The sequence below is a fragment of the Duganella lactea genome, from assembly GCF_009857505.1.
GTDB classification, from domain to species: Bacteria; Pseudomonadota; Gammaproteobacteria; order Burkholderiales; family Burkholderiaceae_D; genus Rugamonas; species Rugamonas lactea.
Genome location: NZ_WWCP01000034.1, coordinates 36,179 through 55,280 on the forward strand (window position 1 = coordinate 36,179; position 19,102 = coordinate 55,280).

At 63.2% G+C, this 19,102-nt stretch carries 19 protein-coding genes; 12 read left to right on the forward strand and 7 right to left on the reverse strand.

Translation table 11 applies throughout. The features are described 5' to 3' along the window. Positions 1–7 precede the first annotated feature (7 nt). Genes mshL through GTP44_RS21590 form a run of 3 tightly spaced genes read left to right on the forward strand, consistent with a single transcriptional unit; the run spans position 8 to position 3,791 of the window. Positions 8–1,801, forward strand: a complete 1,794-nt coding sequence (gene mshL / locus GTP44_RS21580) for a pilus (MSHA type) biogenesis protein MshL (protein WP_161021031.1) — start codon at positions 8–10, stop codon at positions 1,799–1,801. Positions 1,802–1,803: 2 nt separating this feature from the next. Beyond that, positions 1,804–2,697 carry an ExeA family protein gene (locus GTP44_RS21585; protein WP_161021032.1) on the forward strand — a complete coding sequence of 298 codons (894 nt, stop codon included), beginning with the start codon at positions 1,804–1,806 and terminating at the stop codon, positions 2,695–2,697. Beyond that, entirely contained in the window at positions 2,694–3,791 is a 1,098-nt protein-coding gene (locus GTP44_RS21590) for a tetratricopeptide repeat protein (RefSeq protein ID WP_229257023.1), read from the forward strand. The genes GTP44_RS21585 and GTP44_RS21590 overlap by 4 nt, the downstream gene beginning before the upstream one ends. A 25-nt stretch (positions 3,792–3,816) precedes the next feature. Here the strand turns inward: GTP44_RS21590 and GTP44_RS21595 are convergent, their stop codons facing one another. From GTP44_RS21595 to GTP44_RS21605, 3 genes are read right to left on the reverse strand one after another with little or no spacing between them, the layout of a single operon-like run. Then, positions 3,817–4,773: an HD-GYP domain-containing protein gene (locus tag GTP44_RS21595; RefSeq protein ID WP_229257024.1), complete on the reverse strand. Its 957-nt coding sequence runs from the start codon at positions 4,771–4,773 to the stop codon at positions 3,817–3,819. 7 nt (positions 4,774–4,780) lie between these two features. Then, complete coding sequence (locus GTP44_RS21600) at positions 4,781–5,935, reverse strand: pyridoxal phosphate-dependent aminotransferase (RefSeq protein ID WP_161021033.1); 1,155 nt, start codon at positions 5,933–5,935, stop codon at positions 4,781–4,783. A 29-nt stretch (positions 5,936–5,964) separates the two neighbouring features. After that, complete coding sequence (locus GTP44_RS21605) at positions 5,965–6,399, reverse strand: putative toxin-antitoxin system toxin component, PIN family (protein WP_161021034.1); 435 nt, start codon at positions 6,397–6,399, stop codon at positions 5,965–5,967. 36 nt (positions 6,400–6,435) lie between these two features. Here GTP44_RS21605 and yaaA point away from each other — a divergent pair, with 36 nt between their 5' ends. After that, a complete protein-coding gene (gene yaaA / locus GTP44_RS21610; protein ID WP_161021035.1) occupies positions 6,436–7,206 on the forward strand; it encodes a peroxide stress protein YaaA in 771 nt (256 codons plus the stop codon). 61 nt (positions 7,207–7,267) lie between these two features. On the opposite strand, the gene GTP44_RS21615 is transcribed toward yaaA, so the two are convergent. Then, positions 7,268–8,083 carry an outer membrane protein assembly factor BamD gene (locus GTP44_RS21615; RefSeq protein WP_160989973.1) on the reverse strand — a complete coding sequence of 272 codons (816 nt, stop codon included), beginning with the start codon at positions 8,081–8,083 and terminating at the stop codon, positions 7,268–7,270. An 87-nt stretch (positions 8,084–8,170) separates the two neighbouring features. Between GTP44_RS21615 and GTP44_RS21620 the strand changes: the two genes are divergently transcribed. Next, positions 8,171–9,193: an RluA family pseudouridine synthase gene (locus GTP44_RS21620; RefSeq protein ID WP_202424178.1), complete on the forward strand. Its 1,023-nt coding sequence runs from the start codon at positions 8,171–8,173 to the stop codon at positions 9,191–9,193. Then, the gene (pgeF, locus tag GTP44_RS21625; protein ID WP_161021037.1) at positions 9,193–9,975 is read left to right on the forward strand and encodes a peptidoglycan editing factor PgeF; all 783 of its coding nucleotides are present in this window, start codon (positions 9,193–9,195) and stop codon (positions 9,973–9,975) included. The genes GTP44_RS21620 and pgeF overlap by 1 nt, the downstream gene beginning before the upstream one ends. Here the strand turns inward: pgeF and GTP44_RS21630 are convergent. Next, the gene (locus tag GTP44_RS21630; protein WP_161021038.1) at positions 9,958–10,167 is read right to left on the reverse strand and encodes a hypothetical protein; all 210 of its coding nucleotides are present in this window, start codon (positions 10,165–10,167) and stop codon (positions 9,958–9,960) included. The two genes, pgeF and GTP44_RS21630, sit on opposite strands and share 18 nt — an antisense overlap. A 32-nt stretch (positions 10,168–10,199) precedes the next feature. On the opposite strand from GTP44_RS21630, the gene phaC reads away from it, so the two are divergent. The 6 genes from phaC to GTP44_RS21660 all read left to right on the forward strand — a co-directional run bounded on the left by phaC (position 10,200) and on the right by GTP44_RS21660 (position 16,913). Continuing rightward, positions 10,200–11,846, forward strand: coding sequence for a class I poly(R)-hydroxyalkanoic acid synthase (phaC, locus tag GTP44_RS21635; protein ID WP_161021039.1), 1,647 nt, complete (start codon positions 10,200–10,202; stop codon positions 11,844–11,846). A gap of 179 nt (positions 11,847–12,025) precedes the next feature. Continuing rightward, positions 12,026–12,583, forward strand: a complete 558-nt coding sequence (phaR, locus tag GTP44_RS21640) for a polyhydroxyalkanoate synthesis repressor PhaR (protein WP_160989978.1) — start codon at positions 12,026–12,028, stop codon at positions 12,581–12,583. Between the two features lie 222 nt (positions 12,584–12,805). Next, positions 12,806–14,044 carry an ABC transporter substrate-binding protein gene (locus GTP44_RS21645; RefSeq protein ID WP_161021040.1) on the forward strand — a complete coding sequence of 413 codons (1,239 nt, stop codon included), beginning with the start codon at positions 12,806–12,808 and terminating at the stop codon, positions 14,042–14,044. Positions 14,045–14,047: 3 nt separating this feature from the next. After that, positions 14,048–14,932 carry a carbohydrate ABC transporter permease gene (locus GTP44_RS21650; protein ID WP_160989980.1) on the forward strand — a complete coding sequence of 295 codons (885 nt, stop codon included), beginning with the start codon at positions 14,048–14,050 and terminating at the stop codon, positions 14,930–14,932. Continuing rightward, a complete protein-coding gene (locus GTP44_RS21655) occupies positions 14,932–15,840 on the forward strand; it encodes a carbohydrate ABC transporter permease (RefSeq protein ID WP_161021041.1) in 909 nt (302 codons plus the stop codon). Before GTP44_RS21650 ends, GTP44_RS21655 begins: the two co-directional genes overlap by 1 nt. 2 nt (positions 15,841–15,842) lie before the next feature. Continuing rightward, positions 15,843–16,913 (forward strand): ABC transporter ATP-binding protein, encoded by a 1,071-nt coding sequence (locus tag GTP44_RS21660; RefSeq protein WP_161021042.1) that lies wholly within the window; start codon positions 15,843–15,845, stop codon positions 16,911–16,913. Here GTP44_RS21660 and GTP44_RS21665 read toward each other — a convergent pair. Together GTP44_RS21665 and GTP44_RS21670 are read right to left on the reverse strand one after the other, a co-directional pair. After that, positions 16,894–18,288, reverse strand: coding sequence for a sensor histidine kinase (locus GTP44_RS21665; RefSeq protein WP_161021043.1), 1,395 nt, complete (start codon positions 18,286–18,288; stop codon positions 16,894–16,896). The genes GTP44_RS21660 and GTP44_RS21665 overlap by 20 nt on opposite strands. After that, positions 18,281–18,970, reverse strand: a complete 690-nt coding sequence (locus GTP44_RS21670; RefSeq protein WP_160989984.1) for a response regulator transcription factor — start codon at positions 18,968–18,970, stop codon at positions 18,281–18,283. Before GTP44_RS21670 ends, GTP44_RS21665 begins: the two co-directional genes overlap by 8 nt. Between the last annotated feature and the right edge of the window lie 132 nt (positions 18,971–19,102).

Consider the following 19,102-nt stretch of genomic DNA (forward strand, 5'->3'; position numbering starts at 1 on the left):
AATGAGTATGGAAAAAATCCGGATCATCGCGCTCGTGACGACTGCGCTGCTGCTGAGCGGCTGCCAGACCGCGTCCACGCGTGATACTTACGATAAGATCAGCGGCGAGGTGCGCGCCGCTGCCGCCAAGCCGTCCGTGGTGACGCAGAACGAAGCCGTGTCCGCCGCGTTGCTGCCACCGGTGTCGCAACTGGGCGTACAGCTGCCCAAGGCGCGCGCGGTGCTGGAGGAGCGGTTCAACGTTTCCTTCAACAATGTACCGGTGCAGCAGTTCTACAATTCGATCGTGGCGGGTACCCGCTACAACATGCTGATCAACCCTGAAGTGACCGGCAACATCACCGCCAACCTGAAGGATGTGACGCTGTTCGAGGCGCTCGACGCGATCCGCGAACTGTATGGCTATGATTACAAGGTGGAGGGCACGCGCATCTACATTCGTCCGCTGACCATGCAGACCAAGATGTTCAAGGTGAACTACCTGACGGCGGTGCGCAAGGGGGAGTCCAGCCTGCGTGTCAACTCGACCTCGGTTGCCAACTCCGGCAACAATAACAACAATCAGGGTGGCGGCTCGAACAACAATAGCAACAACAACGGCAATAACAACGGCAATAACAACAATAGAAACAACAATAACGATCCGAACAATCCGAACGGCCAGTCCCAGCGCGATTCGGCCAACGTCGCCACCGTGTCGGAGAGCGACTTCTGGCTGGAACTGAAGACCTCGCTGGAAGCCATCGTCGCCATCGGCAAGGATGGCCGCAGCGTCACCATCAGCCCGCAGTCGGGCGTGATCGTGATCCGCGCCATGCCGGACGAGTTGCGCAATGTGGACATGTACCTGAAAGCCACCCAGTTGTCGGTCGACCGCCAGGTGATCCTGGAGGCCAAGATCCTGGAAGTGGAGTTGAACAGCAACTTCCAAAGCGGCGTCAATTGGTCGGCGTTCGGCAAGTTCGCGGCCGGTGGCAATAACCGCTTCTCGCTGGGCGCGCTGCAGCCGGGGGCCACGCTGCGCCCGGTCGGATCGGCGCTGAGCAGCCCCGGCGCCACCGGCATCAACACCACCCCGGACTCCGTGGGCAAATCGCTGGGCGCGTCGAGCGACGCGGCGAGCGCGCTGTTCGGCATGGCTTTCCAGACCAGCAATTTCGCCGCGCTGATTTCCTTCCTCGAAGGACAAGGCACGGTGCATGTGCTGTCGAGCCCGCGCATCGCCACGCTGAACAACCAGAAGGCGCTGCTGAAGATCGGCACCGACGAATTCTTCGTGACCGGCGTCAGCACCAGCACCACCACGAGCGGCAACGGCACCGGCGTGACCTCGCCGACCGTCAACCTGCAGCCATTCTTCTCCGGCGTGGTGCTGGACGTGACGCCGCAGATCGATGAGGACGGCAATATCATCCTGCACGTCCATCCGTCGGTGAGCCAGGTGTCGACCATCAATAAATCGCTGAACCTGGGTTCGCTGGGCAACTACAACCTGCCGCTGGCGGCGTCGTCGACGTCGGAAATGGACAGCATGGTGCGCGGCCAGAACGGCCAGGTGGTGGCCATTGGCGGCCTGATGCGCCAGGCGACCACCACCGACAATTCCGGCCTGCCGGGCGTGGCCAAGCTGCCGGTGATCGGCGCGCTGTTTGGCAGCAAAAGTGAAGTGGTGCAGAAGCGCGAGCTGGTGGTGCTGATCAAGCCGACCATCGTTGAAACTTCGTCCGACTGGAACCGCGACCTGCTCGACAGCGGCCGCCGCATGCGGGAGCTGGACCCGGGCCAGACCGGGGGCTACTGATCATGTACAGCAAACACTTCGGCCTGCGTGAGGCGCCGTTCGGCATTACGCCCGACACCAGCTACTTCTTTACCAGCCCGCATTCGCAGGAGGCATTGAACACGCTGCTGGTGGCGGCCAAGAGCGGCGAGGGCTTCATCAAGATCACCGGCGAGGTGGGCACCGGCAAGACGCTGCTGTGCCGCAAGTTCATCGCCACCATCGGCCCGGATTTTGTGACGGCCTATATTCCGAATCCCTATCTGGAGCCGCGCACCCTGATGCTGGCCCTGGCGGACGAGCTGGAACTGCCGCTGGAGAAGGATGTCGATCAGCATCAATTGCTGAAGTCGATTACGCACCGGCTGATGGATCTGGCGCGCGAGGGCAAACAGGTGCTGCTGCTGTTGGATGAGGCGCAGGCGATTCCGGTCGAGAGCCTGGAGGCGTTGCGCCTGCTGACCAATCTGGAAACCGAAAAACGCAAGCTGCTGCAGATCGTGCTGTTCGGCCAGCCGGAGCTGAACCAGCATTTGCAGGCGAACTCGATACGCCAGCTGGCGCAGCGGATCACCTTCCACTATCACCTGGGGCCGTTGTCGCGCGATGACATCGAGTATTACATCGCGCACCGGTTGCGCGTGGCCGGCTACACCGGCGGGCGCCTGTTCAGTCGCGCGGCGATTTCACGCCTGTACAAGGCCAGCGGCGGGATTCCGCGACTGGTGAACATCATGGCGAACAAGGCGCTGATGCTGTGCTTTGGCGAAGGCAAGCAGCAGGTCAGCGGGCGTCACGTCCGCCTGGCGGCGCGCGACACGGTGGCGGCGGGGCGCAAGGCGCGTTGGCCATGGCTGGCGGCGGGTGTCAGTCTGCTGATCGCCGCTGGCGGTTTGACGTGGGCGCTGACCAAATGAGCTTGATTAATAAAATGCTGCAGGATCTGGACGCGCGCGGCGGTGCCGGGGAAGACGCCGTGCATCAGCAGGACGTGAAAGCCGTGCCGCCGGCCGAGCGCGACCGCCGGCCGTTGCTGATCGGTGGTGTCGCGGTCGGCGTGCTGGTGTTGGCCGCCGGTGGCTGGTATGGCTGGCAATATTGGAAGTCGCATCGCGTCCCGCCGGGACCGGTGCCGAATATTATGCAGAGCCGTGCGCCGGGCGCGCGTCCGCCTGCCGCCGCGCCGCCAGCGGCCGCTGCAACCGTCGCCAATGCTGTGACCCAGGCCGCATCCGTGGCTCCCATGCCGTCAGCGCCGCCAGCCGCGCCGGCGCCGGTCGTGGTGACCGAGCATGCGCCGACCACCACCGTCAGCCCGGCCCCGGCAACCGAGCGCGTGCCGGTTGCGGCCCGCGCCGAGGTGGCTGACACCTCACGCGCACGCAAGCCGGCAAGCGCCACGCATGCGGCGCCTGGCGAAGGTGTGGTCATGCGCGATCTGACGCCGAAGCAAATGTCGGAAAACAGTTACCGCCGTGCGCTGGCGGCCTTGCAGGAAGGTCGCATCAACGCCGCGCTGGCCGATCTGGACAAGGCGGTCGACATCGATCCGCACAACGACGCCGCGCGTCAGACCTACATCAGCCTGCTGTTGGAAGGCCGTCGCACCGACGACGCCATGCGGCAACTGAGCACGGCCTTGAGTGTGGACGCGCGCCAGCCCGGTCTGGCGATGGTGCTGGCCCGGCTGCAACTGGAGAAGGGCGGCCCGGCGCTGGAAACCCTGCAGAAGACCTTGCCATACGCGGGCAATAATGCCGACTATCTCGGCTTTCTGGCCGGCGTGTTGCAGCGCGAGCAGCGCCATGCCGAGGCCGCCGAGCAGTACCGCGCCGCGCTGGCGCTGGTGCCGGATAAGGCGGTGTGGTGGATGGGCTTGGGTATCTCGCTACAGGCGGAACAGCATTTGCCGGAGGCGCGCGAAGCGTATCGCCATGCGCGCACCGGCGCCGGCTTGACGCCGGAGTTGAAGTCCTTTATCGACCGCAAGCTGGACCAACTGTCGCGTTAGCCCCGTTGCCGCGATGGCGGCGCGCTCAGAGGCTCGCTTGCGGGCCCCAGATCTGCTTCATGCTGAAGCGGGTCGCGGCCTGGTCCTCGCTGAGCCCGGTGCTGATGCCGCCCAGGCCGGTGTTGCAGCAGCGCGGCTGGGCCGGCGTCAGCAGCGCGCCGTCCGCATCGCGCAGATAGTGTACCTGCAAGCCCTTGCTGCAGCCCTGGCGACGGCTGACCACGCCAATCTCGCCGCCCTCCAGCCGCACCAGGCAGCCAGGCGGAAAATCGCCCAGCTCACGCTGGAAACTGGCGGCCAGCAGCGGGTCGACCGGCGCCGCCGTATCCTCGATCAGATTGCGTAACGCCATGCTGGGCAGCACGGACTTGCGATAATTGCGCGCCGATACCTGCGCACAATAGCGGTCGGCGAAACTGAGTAGCTTGGCGTTGAGCGTCACCTCCGGACTGGCGATGCCGGCCGGATAGCCGCTGCCCTCGTCGTTCTCGTGGTGCATCAGCACGCAGGAAATCCAGTCGTCATCGTCCACGCCCACGCAGCGCAGCATGTCCGCGCTTTGCTCCGGGTGGCGGCGCACGATGGCCATTTCCTCGCGGTTCAGCGAGTGTTGATTCTGGAATTCCTCTTGATGGCGCAGCATGCCGACATTCATGGTCAGCGCGGCCGCAGCCACGGTCAGTGTGTTGGCCTTGCGCATCTGCAGACTGTCGGCGATCACCACCGTCACCACGGCGGTTTCGATACAATGTCGCACCGCATAGCTGCCGTTGATCTGGCTAAGGAAGATGCAGGCCAACGCGACATCGGGATTGGCGTCGACCGCACGGATGAGATCGGCTGCGATCTGGCGGACCTCGGCCTCGGCGTTGTCCTCGTTGCGCAGGTTATGCAACAGGCGCTCAAGCCGGCGGTTGCACAGGTTGAGCTGCTGCAGCACCGACGGTGTGTCATTGCTTGGCGTGGTGTCGGCCATGTCCATCCCGATCTTAAACTGTGGCCAGCCGCTCCAGCGCAAGCGCCAGGGTGTTGTCCTGTTTGGCAAAGCAGAAGCGCACGATGCCGGACTCTTTGCCTTGCTGGTAAAACGCCGAGACCGGAATCGCCGCCACCTTGATTTCCGTGGTCAGCCATTCCGCGAATGCGGCTTCCGTCTGTGTAGAGATTTTATCGTAGCGCACGCATTGGAAGTAGGTTCCGTCGGCTGGCAACAACTCAAATCGCGATTTTTTCAAGCCGTCGCGGAACAGGTCGCGTTTGCGCTGGTAAAACGCCGGCAGGTCGAGATACGGTGTCGGATCGGCCATGTAGCTGGCGATGCCATGTTGCATCGGCGTGTTGACGCTGAAAACATTGTATTGGTGCACCTTGCGGAATTCCGCCATCAGCGCCGCCGGCGCGGCCACGTAGCCGATCTTCCAGCCGGTCACGTGGTAAGTCTTGCCGAAGCTGGAGACCACGAACGCGCGCTCCGCCAGCGCCGGATAGCGGCTGACCGACTCGTGCCGGTGGCCGTCATAGACCATGTGTTCGTAGACCTCATCCGACAGGATCAGCATCCCGGTGCCGCGCACGATATCGCTCAGCGCCTGCAGGTCGGCGGCGCGCAGCACGGTGCTGGTCGGGTTGTGCGGGGTGTTGATGATGATCAAGCGCGTCTTGCGGTTGACGGCGGCCGCCACCTTCGACCATGGCACCGCGTAGCCGGTGGCGGTGACTTCCATCTCCACCGCCACCGGCACGCCGCCGGCCAGCGTAATCGCCGGCACATAGCTGTCGTACACCGGCTCGATGACGATCACCTCGTCGCCCGGATGCACGCAGCAGAGGATGGCGGTGGTCAGCGCCTGGGTGGCGCCGGCGGTGACGGTGATCTCGCTGTCAACGTTGTACGCGTGGCCGTACAGCGCGCCGATCTTGGTGCCGATGGCCTGCCGCAGCACCGGTGCGCCGCTCATCATCGGGTACTGGTTGAAGTCGGCCAGCATGGCGTCGTTGACGGCGCTGATCAGGCTGCGCTCGCAGCCGAAATCGGGAAAGCCCTGGCCCAGGTTGACGGCGCCGGCCTGCGCGGCCAGTTGGGACATGCGGGTGAAAACGGTGGTTCCGACCGCGGGCAAGCGTGTCGTCAGTTGAGGCGTCATCGGCGAATGCTGGGTAGTGGACAGGAGGCCTATTCTAGCGCAATCCATTTTTCCGGCAACATGACCTGGAACATGCCTTCGCGGGCGAGGCGGCGGGCCAGTTTCAGCAGCGCCTTGTCCTTGGTGATCAACACGTCGGCCTGGGCGTCGCGGGCGATTTCGAGGAATTTCTGGTCAGCCTTGTCGCTGCACACCGGCAGTTTTACGCCGGACTCGGCCGCCGCGACCACCTTGATCAGCTGGTCGAAGCGGGCGCTGGCCAGCGGGCGGCTGTGGTCGTCCAGCGGCAGGTGCTTGTAGTGCAGCACGATATTGTATTCGTCGCGGCAATCCGAACGCGTGACCGCCTCCACCGCGCCGCGCTCGATGTCGCTGACCAGCCTGGCCCAGCGCGGGTCGTTGAACACGAACAGGTCGAGGCAAACGTTGGTGTCGATAACGACTTTCTTGGGAACAGGTATCATGTAGGGCTAGTAACGTAAAAATGTCTTTGGAATCTTATGCTGATAGTGCTTTCCCCGGCAAAAAGTCTCGATCTGGAGACTCCGCCAACCACCAAGCTGCACACCGAACCCGCGTTTCTGGATCACTCCGAGCAACTGATCGACCGCCTGCGGGCGTTCTCGCCGGCCGAACTTAGCGAACTGATGGACTTGTCCGACAATCTGTCGGCGCTCAACGTGGCCCGCTACGCCTCGTGGACCAAGGACACCCGTGAAGCGCGCCAGGCCGTGATGACCTTCAACGGCGACGTCTACGACGGCCTCGACGCCCGCACGCTGGCGCCGAAGCAGTTGGCCTACGCGCAAGCGCGCATCCGCATCCTGTCCGGCCTGTACGGCATGTTGCGGCCACTGGACCTGATTCACCCGCACCGTCTGGAAATGGGTACACGCCTGAGCACGCCGCGCGGCAAGAATCTGTACGATTTCTGGGGCGACACCATCGCCCACGCGCTCAACAAGACTGCCGAGGAGCAGGGCGCCGATACGCTGGTTAATCTGGCGTCGGAGGAGTACTTCAAATCGGTCAAGCCTAAAGCGCTGGGCCTGCCGGTGATCACGCCGTTGTTTGAAGACTGGAAGAACGGCAAATACAAGATTATCTCGTTCTATGCCAAGCGCGCGCGTGGCCTGATGGCGCGTTATGCCGCCGTCAACGGCGTCACCGACCCGCAGCAATTGAAGCACTTCGACGTGGACGGCTACCGCTACGTGGCCGATGCCTCAAACGATAAAACCTGGCTGTTCCGCCGCAAACTGGCGGCCTGAAAATGGCATTCCGGCTTGCGCCGGAAGTCATTTCGCCCAGTGGGCGAAATGACGGCGGGGATTACATGCTGGCGTTGGAGCTCCAGAAGCGCCACCATTTGCGCTCCTGCTTCTTGCCCTCATCGAGGAACTTGGAGTTCGGGTAGTTCAGCTTGAAGACGCGCTCGGTGTCGTTCTTCAGCTCGGTCATGCCCAGCTTGTCGTAGCTGCGGATCATGATGAACAGCGCTTCTTCGATCACCGGGGTGTCGCGGAAGTCGTTCATGATGCCCATCGCGCGGTTGGCGGCGGCCAGGTAGGCGCCACGACGGTAGTAGTAACGCGCCACGTGGACTTCATACGACGCCATCGCGTTCAGCAGATAACGCATGCGGTCCAGCGAATCCGGCGTATACTTGCTGTTTGGGAACTTGGTGACGAGTTCCTTGAAGGCCGCGTAGGCTTCACGCGTGGCTTTCGGGTCACGCTCGGTGACGTCCTGTTCGTAGATGAAGTTCAGGAAGCCGATCTGATCGTTGAAGTTGATCAGGCCACGCAGGTAGTACATGTAGTCAACGTTGGCGTGGTTCGGGTGCAGCTTGATGAAGCGCTCGACCGCCGCCAGCGCCTGCGCCTGGTCCTGAGATTTGTAGTAGGCATAGGCGATATTCATCTGCGCCTGTTGGGCGTAGGTGCCGAACGGATAGCTCGATTCCAGGCGCTCATACAACTGAATTGCACGCTCGTAGTGCTGGCCATCCAGTTCTTCGTTCGCCTCCGAGTATAATTTCGCTGCGCTCCAACCTTTCGTTTCGTCGGCTTTTTCCGAGAAAAGGCCGCAACCGGACAAACCAAGCAGGACTACTGTTGCTGCGACTACCGATAATTTTTTTTGCATATCTTTTGCAAGAAACTGTTTAACCAAAGTTTTACGAGGCTAATTATAGCCGATAGGATTACCGTGATATTAAACGCAAAGCCGAATTTGGCCGAATCTTCCTCCGAACACGATGCCGACACCGATCTGGTGGTCAACGACGGCGATTTTGGCGACGATGACGACGGCCTCGGCCCGATCGAACTGCATCTGGCCCCGGAACACTGCGGCCAGCGCCTCGACAAAGTCATTTCCGGCCTGGTGCCGCAGTTTTCCCGTGGCCGCCTGCAGACCTGGATCACCGACGGTTTCGTCACGGTGGACGGCAAACCGGCGAAAAGCACCAAGGATACCGTGTATGGCGACGAGAAGGTCATCATTCTGCCGCAACCGGAGCCGGAAGACGAGGCTTTTAAGCCGGAACCGATCGAACTTAACATTGTTTTTGAAGATGAGCACCTGATTGTGGTCAACAAGCCGGCCGGCCTGGTGGTCCATCCGGGCGCCGGCAACTGGTCCGGCACCTTGCTCAACGGCTTGCTGCACCACTGCCCGCAGCTGGCCGGCGTGCCGCGCGCCGGCATCGTTCACCGCCTGGACAAGGACACCAGCGGCCTGATGGTGGTCGGCAAGACGCTGGCCGCGCAGACCGATCTGGTGCGCCAGCTGGCCGCGCGCACCGTCAAGCGCGAGTATTTCGCCGTGGTCTGGGGCACGCCGCGCATCAGCGGCACCATCGACGCGGCCATGGGCCGCCACCCGCGCGACCGCGTCAAGATGGCGGTCTCGACCGGTATGGGCTCGAAGCCTGCCATCACCCATTATCAGCTACTGGGGAGCGGCAAGCTGGGCGAAGGCCGTCCGGTCAGCCTGGTGCAGTGCCGCCTGGAAACGGGCCGCACCCACCAGATCCGCGTGCACATGCAGTCGATCGGTTTCCCGCTGGTGGGCGACACCGTGTACGGCAAGCAGCACCTGGCCGATTATTTCCCGCGCCAGGCGCTGCAAGCGCGCCGCCTGGGGCTGGTGCATCCGGCCACCGGCGAGCAGTGCGAGTGGCGGGTGCCGCTGGCCACCGATTTCGCCGAACTGCTCAAGCGAGCCGGCATCGAGGAACCGGAACACCTCTGATGTCGAATCCATGGTTGCTCCCGCACTGGCCGGGCCTGCCAGACAATATCGGCGTGCTGTCGACCACGCGGCGCGGCGGCGTCAGCCCGGCGCCGTATGACGACGGCCACGGCGGCGGCGGCCTCAACCTGGGCACGCATGTCGGCGACCTGCCGGCCCAGGTGGCCGCCAACCGCGCGCTCCTGCGCGCCGCGCTGCCGGCCGATCCGCTCTGGCTGTCGCAGGTGCATGGCACGGCGGTGCTCAATGTGGCCGAAGCCGATCCGCGGCAGGTGCCGGAGGCGGACGCCTGCATCGCCACGGCGCCCGGCAAGGTGTGCGTCATCATGACCGCCGATTGCCTGCCGGTGCTGTTTGCCGACCGGCAGGGCAAGACGGTCGGCGCGGCGCATGCGGGCTGGCGCGGGCTGGTGTCCGGCGTGCTGGAAAACACGGTGGCGGCGATGCGCGCCGCCGGCGCCGGTGAACTGACTGTGTGGCTGGGACCGGCCATCGGCCCGGATCAATTCGAGGTGGGCCCGGAAGTCCGGCAGGCTTTCCTCGGCGAAGCCGGCGACGCGGCCGGCGCCCAGCGGGTCGAGGCGGCCTTCCGCGCCATCGCCGGCAAGCCGGGCAAGTACCTGGCCGACATCTACGCCCTGGCGCGCGCGCGCTTGCAGGGCGCCGGCGTGACGGACGTCCATGGTGGCGAGTTCTGCACCGCGTCCAGCGCGGCGCGTTTCTATTCCTACCGGCGCGACGGCGTCACCGGCCGACAGGCCAGCTTAATCTGGCTCAAATGAACGCGCTTCCCGCGCGGCTTGCTCAGCAGCTCGCCGCCGGGCTTTGCGTTTGCCGGTGCCGGCGATATAAATCAATGTTCCTAACGGCAGCACGCAATAGAACAAAAACGTTACAATTCCCGCAACCACGGAAGTTTCTGTCAACGCCATCAGGCCGACGACGTAAATCCAAGCAATCGCTACAATCAGCATCGTGTTTAACTCACTACTTTAGGGAACCACACATGAATTTGCCCGATCCGCACGCTTTCAACGCCTGGATGCAGTCCAATCCGATGGCCGCCATGATGCAGGATGTCGGCGCCCACATCAAGCCGGAAGCGATGGCGCAACTGAAGGACGATTACCTCAAGGATTTCGGCGCATTGTGGCAGGACTTTGTTTCCGGGAAAACGCCGCCGGTCAGCGACCGCCGTTTCACGTCGGCCGCCTGGCAGGGCAATCCGATGTCGGCGTTCAACGCCGCCGCCTACCTGCTGAACGCCAGGTTCCTGATGGCCATGGTGGACACGGTGGACGCCACGCCGCAGCAACAACAGAAGATCCGCTTCGCCGTGCAGCAGATTGTCGACGCCATGTCGCCGGCCAACTTCCTTGCCACCAATCCGGAAGCGCAGCAGAAACTGATCGAAACCAAGGGCGAGAGCCTGACCCGGGGCCTGGTCAACATGCTGGGCGACATGAACAAGGGCCATATTTCCCTGTCCGACGAATCGGCGTTCGAGGTCGGCCGCAACCTGGCGGTGACCGAAGGCACGGTGGTGTACGAGAACCCGCTGTTCCAGCTGATCCAGTACACGCCGAAAACCGCCACCGTCAGCCAGACGCCGCTGCTGATGGTGCCGCCGTGCATCAACAAGTTCTACATCCTTGACCTGCAGCCGGAAAATTCACTGGTGCGTTACGCGGTGGAGCAGGGCAACACGGTGTTCCTGGTGTCTTGGAGCAATCCGGACAAATCGCTGGCGCGCACCACCTGGGATGACTACGTCGAGCAAGGCGTGATCCAGGCGATCCGCGTGGTGCAGGACATCAGCGGCCAGGACAAGCTGAACATGTTCGGCTTCTGCGTCGGCGGCACCATCGTCTCGACCGCGCTGGCGGTGTTGGCCGCGCGCGGCGAACAGGTCGCCAACAGCCTGACGCTGCTGACCACCTTCCTCGACTTCCGCGACACCGGCGTGCTGGACGTGTTTGTCGATGAAACCCAGGTGGCGCTCCGCGAGCAGCAGCTGAAGGATGGCGGCCTGATGCCGGGCCGCGACCTGGCCAGCACCTTCTCCAGCCTGCGTCCCAACGACCTGGTGTGGAACTACGTGCAGTCCAACTACCTGAAGGGCAACGATCCGGCCGCCTTCGACCTGCTGTACTGGAACTCGGACAGCACCAATCTGCCGGGCCCGATGTTCTGCTGGTATCTGCGTAACACCTATCTGGAAAACAAGCTCAAGACTGGCGAGCTGGTGGTGGCCGGCGAAAAAGTCGACCTGCGCCGCATCGACGCGCCGGCCTTCATCTACGGCTCGCGCGAGGACCACATCGTGCCGTGGCCGTCGGCGTTCGACTCGCTGGCGATCCTGAGTGGCCCAACGCGCTTCGTACTGGGCGCATCCGGCCACATCGCCGGCGTCATCAATTCGCCGGCCAAGAACAAGCGCAACTACTGGACCAATGACGACGGCAAGGCCAAGAGCGCCGATGCCTGGTTCCAGGGGGCGGCCGAGCATGCTGGCAGTTGGTGGCCCGAATGGGCGAAATTCCTCAGCGATCACGGCGGCAAAAAGCTCAAGCCCAAGACCAAGCCTGGCAACGCCAAATACAAGGCGATCGAACCGGCGCCGGGCCGTTACGTCAAGGTAAAATCCGACTAAATTGTTTTAATTGAAAATTGGTTGCGTTGCAATAAGGGCTAAAACTTATCTCAGATTGTGCAAGCCAATCAGTTTCACCTCTATAATAAGTACAGTAGGCACGCGGAGGAGGGACTCGCCGTCCCTTTTCTATCCGATTTTGAAGAGACATGCGCTGCGGCGCAATAAACGGACTTGTGATGAGTAGTGCGAAAAAAAATGCTGACCGCCTGATCAAAAAATATCCGAACCGCCGTCTGTACGATACGCAGACCAGTTCCTACATTACCTTGACCGACGTTAAACAGCTGGTGCTGGACAACGAGGAATTCACCGTTGTCGACGCCAAGACCAATGAAGATCTGAGCCGCAGCATCCTGCTGCAGATCATTCTGGAAGAAGAAGCCAGCGGCGCGCCGATGTTCTCCAGCGACGTGCTGGCGCAGATTATCCGCTTCTACGGCCACGCGATGCAGGGCATGATGGGCTCGTACCTGGAAAAGAACGTCCAGGCCTTTACCGACATCCAGCGCAAATTCACCGGCAGCGCGGTCGGCGGCCAGCCGTTCAGTCCTGAAATGTGGACCCAGTTCATGAACGTCCAAGGCCCGATGATGCAGGGCATGATGAACAATTACATCGACCAGAGCAAGAGCCTGTTCGTGCAGATGCAGGAGCAGATGCAGAACCAGAGTAAGAGCCTGTTCGGCACCTTCCCGTTCGCGCCGGTACCGCCAGCGCCGACCGATAAAAAGTAATTTCGCTACGTCCTTCGTAGTGCGCTACGGCACGACTCACGCAAGTGGTCGTGCCGTTTTTGTAACTTAATTACAATTCGGTTGACCGTCAAATTCTTCGGTAGTACCATCGGCAACATTGAAAATGGAATCGATTCCATCAATGCTTGCGGAAAGTGCTTAGACACGTCACAAGCGATACGCATAGAATGAGCGCTCGACGCTCACAGGGAGACAAACAGAATGCATCAGGCCACAAAACTGGGCTGCGCGATCGCGCTGGCGCTGTGGGCGGGCGCCGCTGTGGCGCAGACGCCGCTGAAGGCGACCGTCTCGCACTGGTGGACCTCGGGCGGCGAATCGGCCGCCGTCAAGCAGTTCGCGGATGCATATAACAAGGCCGGCGGCCAGTGGGTCGATCAGGCGATCGCCGGCGCCGATCAGGCGCGCGCCATCACCATCAACCGCATCGTCGGCGGCAACGCGCCGGTCGCGGCGCAGTTCAATACCTCGCTTCAGTTCCGGGATTTCGTCGAGCAGGGCCTGCTGAACAATGTCGACGACGTGGCCGCCGCCGGCAAGTGGGAGCAGATCATGCCGCCGTCGATCCTGCAGGCGATCAAGATCAACGGCCATTTCTACGCCGCGCCGGTGGACATCCACATGCCCGCGTGGTTCTTCTATTCCAAGGCCGCCTACAAGAAAGCCGGCATCACCGCCGAGCCGCAGACGTGGGCGGAATTTTTGCGGCAGTTGGCCAAGCTGAAGGCGGCCGGCGTGGTGCCGCTGGCCTTCGGCGGCCAGGTGTGGCAAGAGAAGATCACCTTCGACGCCATCTTCGCCATGGTCGGCGGCGCGGACCTGTACCTGAAGGTGTACCGCGACCGCGACCAGCAGGCGGTGATGTCGCCGGCCTTCAGGCAGGTGCTGGTCGAGTTCAAAAAGCTGAAAGGCTTTGTCGATGCCGGCTCGCCGGGCCGCAACTGGAACGACGCCACCGCCATGGTGGTGCAGGGCAAAGCCGGTGTGCAGATCATGGGCGACTGGGCCAAGGGCGAATTCGCCGCCGCCCGTCAGGTGGCCGGCAAGGACTATGGCTGCTTTCCCGGCTTCGGCCCGAAAGCGCCGTACATCGTGGCCGGAGACGCCTTCGTCTTCCCGAAAACGAACGACGCCAATGCTGTCAAGGCGCAAAAGCTGCTGGCCAATGTGATCACCTCACCGGCGACCCAGGTGGCCTTCGCCGCACGCAAGGGCGCGATCCCGATCCGTGGCGATGTCGATGAATCGCAACTGGACCTCTGCGCGCGCCTGGGGCTGGCCATCATGAAGGACAAATCGCGCCAGCTGCCGAATACCGAAATGCTGGCGTCGCCCGACACCACTGGCGCGCTACAGGATGTGCTGACCAAATACTGGAACAAGAACCAGTCGCCGGAAGATGCGCAAAAAGCCTTCTCCCGCGCCATCCGGGACGAATAATTGATGACCCGGAAACGTCAAAGCGTTTCATTCGCGGCCTACATCGCCATGATTCCGATGGCGCTGACGGTGCTGCTGGCCTATCTGGGCACGATGCTGTGGACGGCCCGCGTGTCGGTCAGCAGCTCGCGCACTTTCCCGTCCGGCGATTTTGTCGGCGCCTCGCAGTACATCCGCCTGTTCAACAACGAGCGCTGGCTGCTGTCGCTGCAGAATGTCGCCGTGTACGGCTTGCTGTTCATCGTCGCCTGTCTGGTGATCGGCTTTCTGCTGGCGGTGTTCATCGACCAGAAAGTGATGGCGGAAGGCGCATTGCGCACCGTGTTCCTGTATCCGTATGCGATGTCCTTCGTCGCCACGGGGCTGGTATGGCAGTGGATATTGAATCCGGAACTGGGCGTGCAGCAGGTGCTGCGCCAGCTGGGATGGGCCGATGCGCAATTCGACTGGATCGTCGATCAGGACATGGCGATTTACACCATCGTCATCGCCACCGTGTGGCAGGCTTCCGGCCTGGTGATGGCGCTGATGCTCTCCGGCCTGCGCGGCGTGGATGAGGAAATCTGGAAGGCGGCCCGCATCGACGGTATTCCGCGCTGGCGCGTCTACGTCAGCATCGTGCTGCCGATGCTCAAGCCATCGCTGTCGACCGCCTTCGTGCTGCTGTTCGTGATGGTGGTGAAAGTGTTCGACGCCGTGGTGGCGATGACGCAGGGCGGGCCGGGCACCGCCAGCGAGGTGCCGGCCAAATTCATTATGGATTATCTGTTCGGCCGCGCCAATATCGGCCTGGCGTCGGCCGCCTCGATCGTGCTGCTGCTGACGGTGCTGGCCATCGTCGCGCCATTGTATTTTGTGCGCAGCCGCCGTGCCGCGTCGGGGGCGTGATGGACCACTTGATTGATCACGACAGGATCGCCGCCGCGCCGCGTCCGCGCCGCAGCCTGGCCTGGACGCCGGCGCGCATCGGCGTGTATGCCTTCCTCATCTTGGCCGCGCTGTTCTTCCTGCTGCCGCTGTACGTGATGCTGGTGACATCGGTGAAGCCGATGGAGGAAATCCGCCTTGGCACGCTGTTCGCGCTGCCGCACAACCTGACGCTGGAGCCGTGGCGGCAGGCCTGGTCGTCCGCCTGCACCGGGCTGGAATGCGATGGCATACGCGGCGGCTTCTGGAATTCGGTCGCCATCGTGGTGCCGAGCACCGTCCTGTCAATCGCCATCGGCGCGGTGAATGGTTATGCGCTGTCGTTCTGGCGTCCGCGCGGCGCCGGCGTGCTGTTCGCGGTGCTGATGATGGGCGCCTTCATCCCGGCGCAGGTGATGATTTATCCGCTGGTGCGCATGCTGGCGGCGGCCAGTTTGTTCAGTTCTTTGCCGGGCATCATCATCATCCACACCATCTTTGGCATGCCGGTGATGACGCTGCTGTTCCGTAACTACTACGCGGCGCTGCCGCTGGAGCTGTTCAAGGCGGCGCGCATCGACGGCGGCGGTTTCTGGCGCATCTTCCTGCAACTGATGCTGCCGATGTCGACGCCGGTGATCGTGGTCGCGGCCATCATGCAGGTGACGGGCATCTGGAATGACTTCCTGCTTGGCCTGGTGTTCGCCGGTTCCGAGCACTTGCCGATGACGGTACAGCTGAATAACATCATCAACACCACCACCGGCGAGCGGCTGTACAACGTCAACATGGCGGCGACGATACTGACGTCCATCGTGCCGCTGGCGCTCTACTTTATTTCCGGCCGCTGGTTCGTGCGCGGCATCGCCTCCGGCGCTGTGAAGGGTTAAACATGTCTAACGTCGCTATTCGTGATCTGCAGATTCAGTTGGGTGGTAACAAGGTGATCGAGTCGCTCAGCCTTGACGTCAAAGCGGGTGAGTTCGTGGTGCTGCTGGGCCCTTCGGGCTGCGGCAAATCGACGCTGTTGCACAGCATCGCGGGCCTGATCGACAGCGCCGGCGGCCAGATCGAAATCGGCGGCAAGGACATGACCTGGGCCGATCCCAAGGATCGCGGCATCGCGCTGGTGTTCCAGTCCTACGCGCTATATCCGACCATGAACGTCGAGGCGAATATGTCCTTCGGCCTGCGCATCAGCGGCACGCCGAAGGCGGAGATCGCGCGGCGGGTATCGCGCGCGTCGGAGATGCTGCAACTCGGTCCGCTGTTGAAGCGCAAGCCGGCCAACCTGTCCGGCGGCCAGCGTCAGCGGGTGGCGATCGGCCGCGCCATCGTGCGCGAGGCGCAGGTGATGCTGTTCGACGAGCCGCTATCCAATCTGGACGCCAAGCTGCGCACCGAGTTGCGGCGGGAGCTGAAGCAGCTGCACAAGCAGCTGGGCGCAACCATGATCTACGTCACCCACGACCAGGTCGAGGCGATGACGCTGGCGCAGCGCATGGCGGTGATGAAGGGCGGCGTGGTGCAGCAGTTCGACACGCCGGACATCGTCTACAATGAACCGGCCAATCTGTTCGTGGCCGGCTTCCTTGGTTCGCCGGGCATGAACCTGTTCAACGGGACGGTCGAGCGGCGTGACGGTGGCGTCATCTTCAGCAACCAGCACCTGTCGGTTGACGTCAGCGGCTATGCGTTCAAGCATGCATTGACGGGCAGGCAGGCCTGCGTGCTGGGCGTGCGGCCGGAGGATATCGACATCGGCGCTGGCTTGGCCTGCGCCTCGGTATCGCTGATCGAGGCGATGGGCGCGCAGCGGGTGGTCTGGCTGGACTTCCACGGCACGCAGGTGGCGGCCCTGGTGCAGGATCAGTCGCGCATCGAGACTGAGAGCGTCATCGGCTTCTCGGTGCGACCACAGCGCGTTTCGCTGTTCGACAGTGTTAGCGAGCTGAGAATGTAATGCTGAACCGCGCGCCGCCGCCGGGGTGGTTGGCGGCCTCGATGCCGCCGCCTTGCGCCTGCATGATCGTCTGCGACAGCGCCAGGCCAAGTCCAAAGCCATCGACTTCGCCGGCGCGACTGCCGGCGCCACGGAAGAAGCGGTCGAACACGAACGGCAGCTCGGCCGGATCGAGTCCGGGGCCCTGGTCGGTGACGCTGACCCGCATCTGCATGCCGGCTTGCTCCAGCTGGATCTCGATGCGGGAATCCGGCGGCGAAAATTTGATCGCGTTGTCCAGCAGGTTGCCCAGCACCAGTGACAGCGAGCGCTGATCGGCCAGCGTGTCGCGCCGCAGTTCATCGCGCAGCGCCAGCGTGATGCCGCGTTCCCGCGCCACCGGCTCCATGCGGCCAATGAGGTCTTCCGCCAGTTGCCGCAGCGGCGTCAGGTCGGCGGGGGCGCGTTCCAGGCCGGCGTCCAGCCTGGCCAGCATCAGCAGCTCTTCCACCAGGTGCGTCAGGCGTTCGACTTCCTCCAGGCAGGAACGTAGCGCGGTGACGTAATCGCCACTGTCGCGCGGGCGCCGCAGTGTGATTTCAATCTCGGCCCGAAGGCGCGACAACGGCGAGCGCAGTTCATGCGAGGCGTCTGCGGTGAAGCGTTGCTGCGCCTGGAACGCGTGCTCGATGCGTTCCAACATGGCGTTCAAGGTATCGACCAGATGGCTGATCTCATCGTCGCCGCCCGGATGCGGCAAGCGCTGATGCAGATTGCTGTCGCCGATTTCGTGGGCCCGTCCAACGATGTTTTCAATCGCGACAAACAGTTTGCTGGACAGGCGCGCGCCGGCCCAGGCCATGGCCGCCGTCAACGCCACCGCCATGCCGGCGAACAGAATGGCCGCCGATTGCAGGATGCTGTTTACATCGTCCAGCGAGCCGGCCACCTGGACCGCGTAGCGGCGGCCATGCGCCAGCGTCGGCACGGACACCATGCGCAGCGGTTCCTCGCGCAGGTCGGGCAGGGTGTCGAACACGGTGATGCCGGTCGCCAGCCGGGGCAACAGCGTGGCGTCGACCGGCAGCGTCTCCGTGCCAAGATTGGCGCTGCGCCCCAGGATCTGTCCTTTGCCGTCGACGATTTGCACCAGCCGGTCAATGCGCGTCAGCGCGGGCGGGGCGCTGCCGACAGGTGCTTCGTGAACGCGAACGGTCACGCCGTCGCTGTCCGCCAGCATTGCCACCTCGGCCTCGGCAAGCGCCAGCAGCGCGGCGTCGAGCTGGCGGTTGACCGATTGCGACAGCATCCACCATCCGGTGGCCGCCGTCACGCCCACCGCCAGCAGCACCGCCAGCAGATGCAGCAGCACCAGCCGCCGGCGCAGGCTAAGCATCGCCGCCTTCCGGCTGCGCCAGCAGGAAGCCGCGCCCGCGCACCGTCGTGATCAGCGTCGGCAGGCCGGCGGGATCGACCTTGCGACGCAGGTTCTTGAGATGGACGTCCATCAGGTTGTCGATCGCGATCAGGTCGGCGTGCCAGACGTGTTCCGCCAGTTGCTGGCGGGTGACCACCGCGCCGGTGTGGCGCATCAACAGCTCCAGAATCGCGTATTCCTTCGGCGTCAGGTCGAGCCGTTCGCCGGCGCGGTTGACCGCGCGCGTGGCCGGATCGAGCGTCAGGTCGGCCACCTGCAGTATCCCGTGCTGGGCGCGCACCGCCCGGCGCAGCAGGGCGCGGATGCGTGCCAGCAGCTCGTCGAACGCAAAGGGTTTGGTCAGGTAGTCGTCGGCGCCGGTATTCAGGCCGACGATGCGGTCGGCGACGGCGTCGCGCGCCGTCAGCATCAGCACCGGCAACTGGTGCTGCGCCTGCCGCCATTCGGCACACAGGGCGACACCGTCCTTGGCCGGCAGCATCCAGTCGAGGATGGCCATGTCGAAGCGCCACATGGCGTGGGCGTGGCTACTCGCTTCCGCCGCCGTATGGGCGACCGTCACCGCGAAGCCTTCTTCTTCCAGGCCACGCGCCAGCAGCCGGGCTGCCTTGTGATCGTCTTCTACCAACAGGATATGCATGCCCCGAGTATAGCAGCGCCGCGCGCCTCCTTTCCTGAAGAAGAATTCAGGATGCGACAACATCAAACTCAGTACCATGCGTGCAAGATCGGCGCCGCGTTAACGGCAGCCGCTTCGCTCCCCTATCCATTC

Excerpts from the sequence above, each read along its gene's own strand:
- mshL (WP_161021031.1), top strand. The coding sequence starts at position 8 with ATGGAAAAAATCCGGATCATCGCGCTCGTGACGACTGCGCTGCTGCTG.
- GTP44_RS21585 (WP_161021032.1), top strand. The coding sequence starts at position 1,804 with ATGTACAGCAAACACTTCGGCCTGCGTGAGGCGCCGTTCGGCATTACG.
- GTP44_RS21590 (WP_229257023.1), top strand. The coding sequence starts at position 2,694 with ATGAGCTTGATTAATAAAATGCTGCAGGATCTGGACGCGCGCGGCGGT.
- GTP44_RS21595 (WP_229257024.1), bottom strand. The coding sequence starts at position 4,773 with ATGGACATGGCCGACACCACGCCAAGCAATGACACACCGTCGGTGCTG.
- GTP44_RS21600 (WP_161021033.1), bottom strand. The coding sequence starts at position 5,935 with ATGACGCCTCAACTGACGACACGCTTGCCCGCGGTCGGAACCACCGTT.
- GTP44_RS21605 (WP_161021034.1), bottom strand. The coding sequence starts at position 6,399 with ATGATACCTGTTCCCAAGAAAGTCGTTATCGACACCAACGTTTGCCTC.
- yaaA (WP_161021035.1), top strand. The coding sequence starts at position 6,436 with ATGCTGATAGTGCTTTCCCCGGCAAAAAGTCTCGATCTGGAGACTCCG.
- GTP44_RS21615 (WP_160989973.1), bottom strand. The coding sequence starts at position 8,083 with ATGCAAAAAAAATTATCGGTAGTCGCAGCAACAGTAGTCCTGCTTGGT.
- pgeF (WP_161021037.1), top strand. The coding sequence starts at position 9,193 with ATGTCGAATCCATGGTTGCTCCCGCACTGGCCGGGCCTGCCAGACAAT.
- GTP44_RS21630 (WP_161021038.1), bottom strand. The coding sequence starts at position 10,167 with ATGCTGATTGTAGCGATTGCTTGGATTTACGTCGTCGGCCTGATGGCG.
- phaC (WP_161021039.1), top strand. The coding sequence starts at position 10,200 with ATGAATTTGCCCGATCCGCACGCTTTCAACGCCTGGATGCAGTCCAAT.
- phaR (WP_160989978.1), top strand. The coding sequence starts at position 12,026 with ATGAGTAGTGCGAAAAAAAATGCTGACCGCCTGATCAAAAAATATCCG.
- GTP44_RS21645 (WP_161021040.1), top strand. The coding sequence starts at position 12,806 with ATGCATCAGGCCACAAAACTGGGCTGCGCGATCGCGCTGGCGCTGTGG.
- GTP44_RS21650 (WP_160989980.1), top strand. The coding sequence starts at position 14,048 with ATGACCCGGAAACGTCAAAGCGTTTCATTCGCGGCCTACATCGCCATG.
- GTP44_RS21655 (WP_161021041.1), top strand. The coding sequence starts at position 14,932 with ATGGACCACTTGATTGATCACGACAGGATCGCCGCCGCGCCGCGTCCG.
- GTP44_RS21660 (WP_161021042.1), top strand. The coding sequence starts at position 15,843 with ATGTCTAACGTCGCTATTCGTGATCTGCAGATTCAGTTGGGTGGTAAC.
- GTP44_RS21665 (WP_161021043.1), bottom strand. The coding sequence starts at position 18,288 with ATGCTTAGCCTGCGCCGGCGGCTGGTGCTGCTGCATCTGCTGGCGGTG.
- GTP44_RS21670 (WP_160989984.1), bottom strand. The coding sequence starts at position 18,970 with ATGCATATCCTGTTGGTAGAAGACGATCACAAGGCAGCCCGGCTGCTG.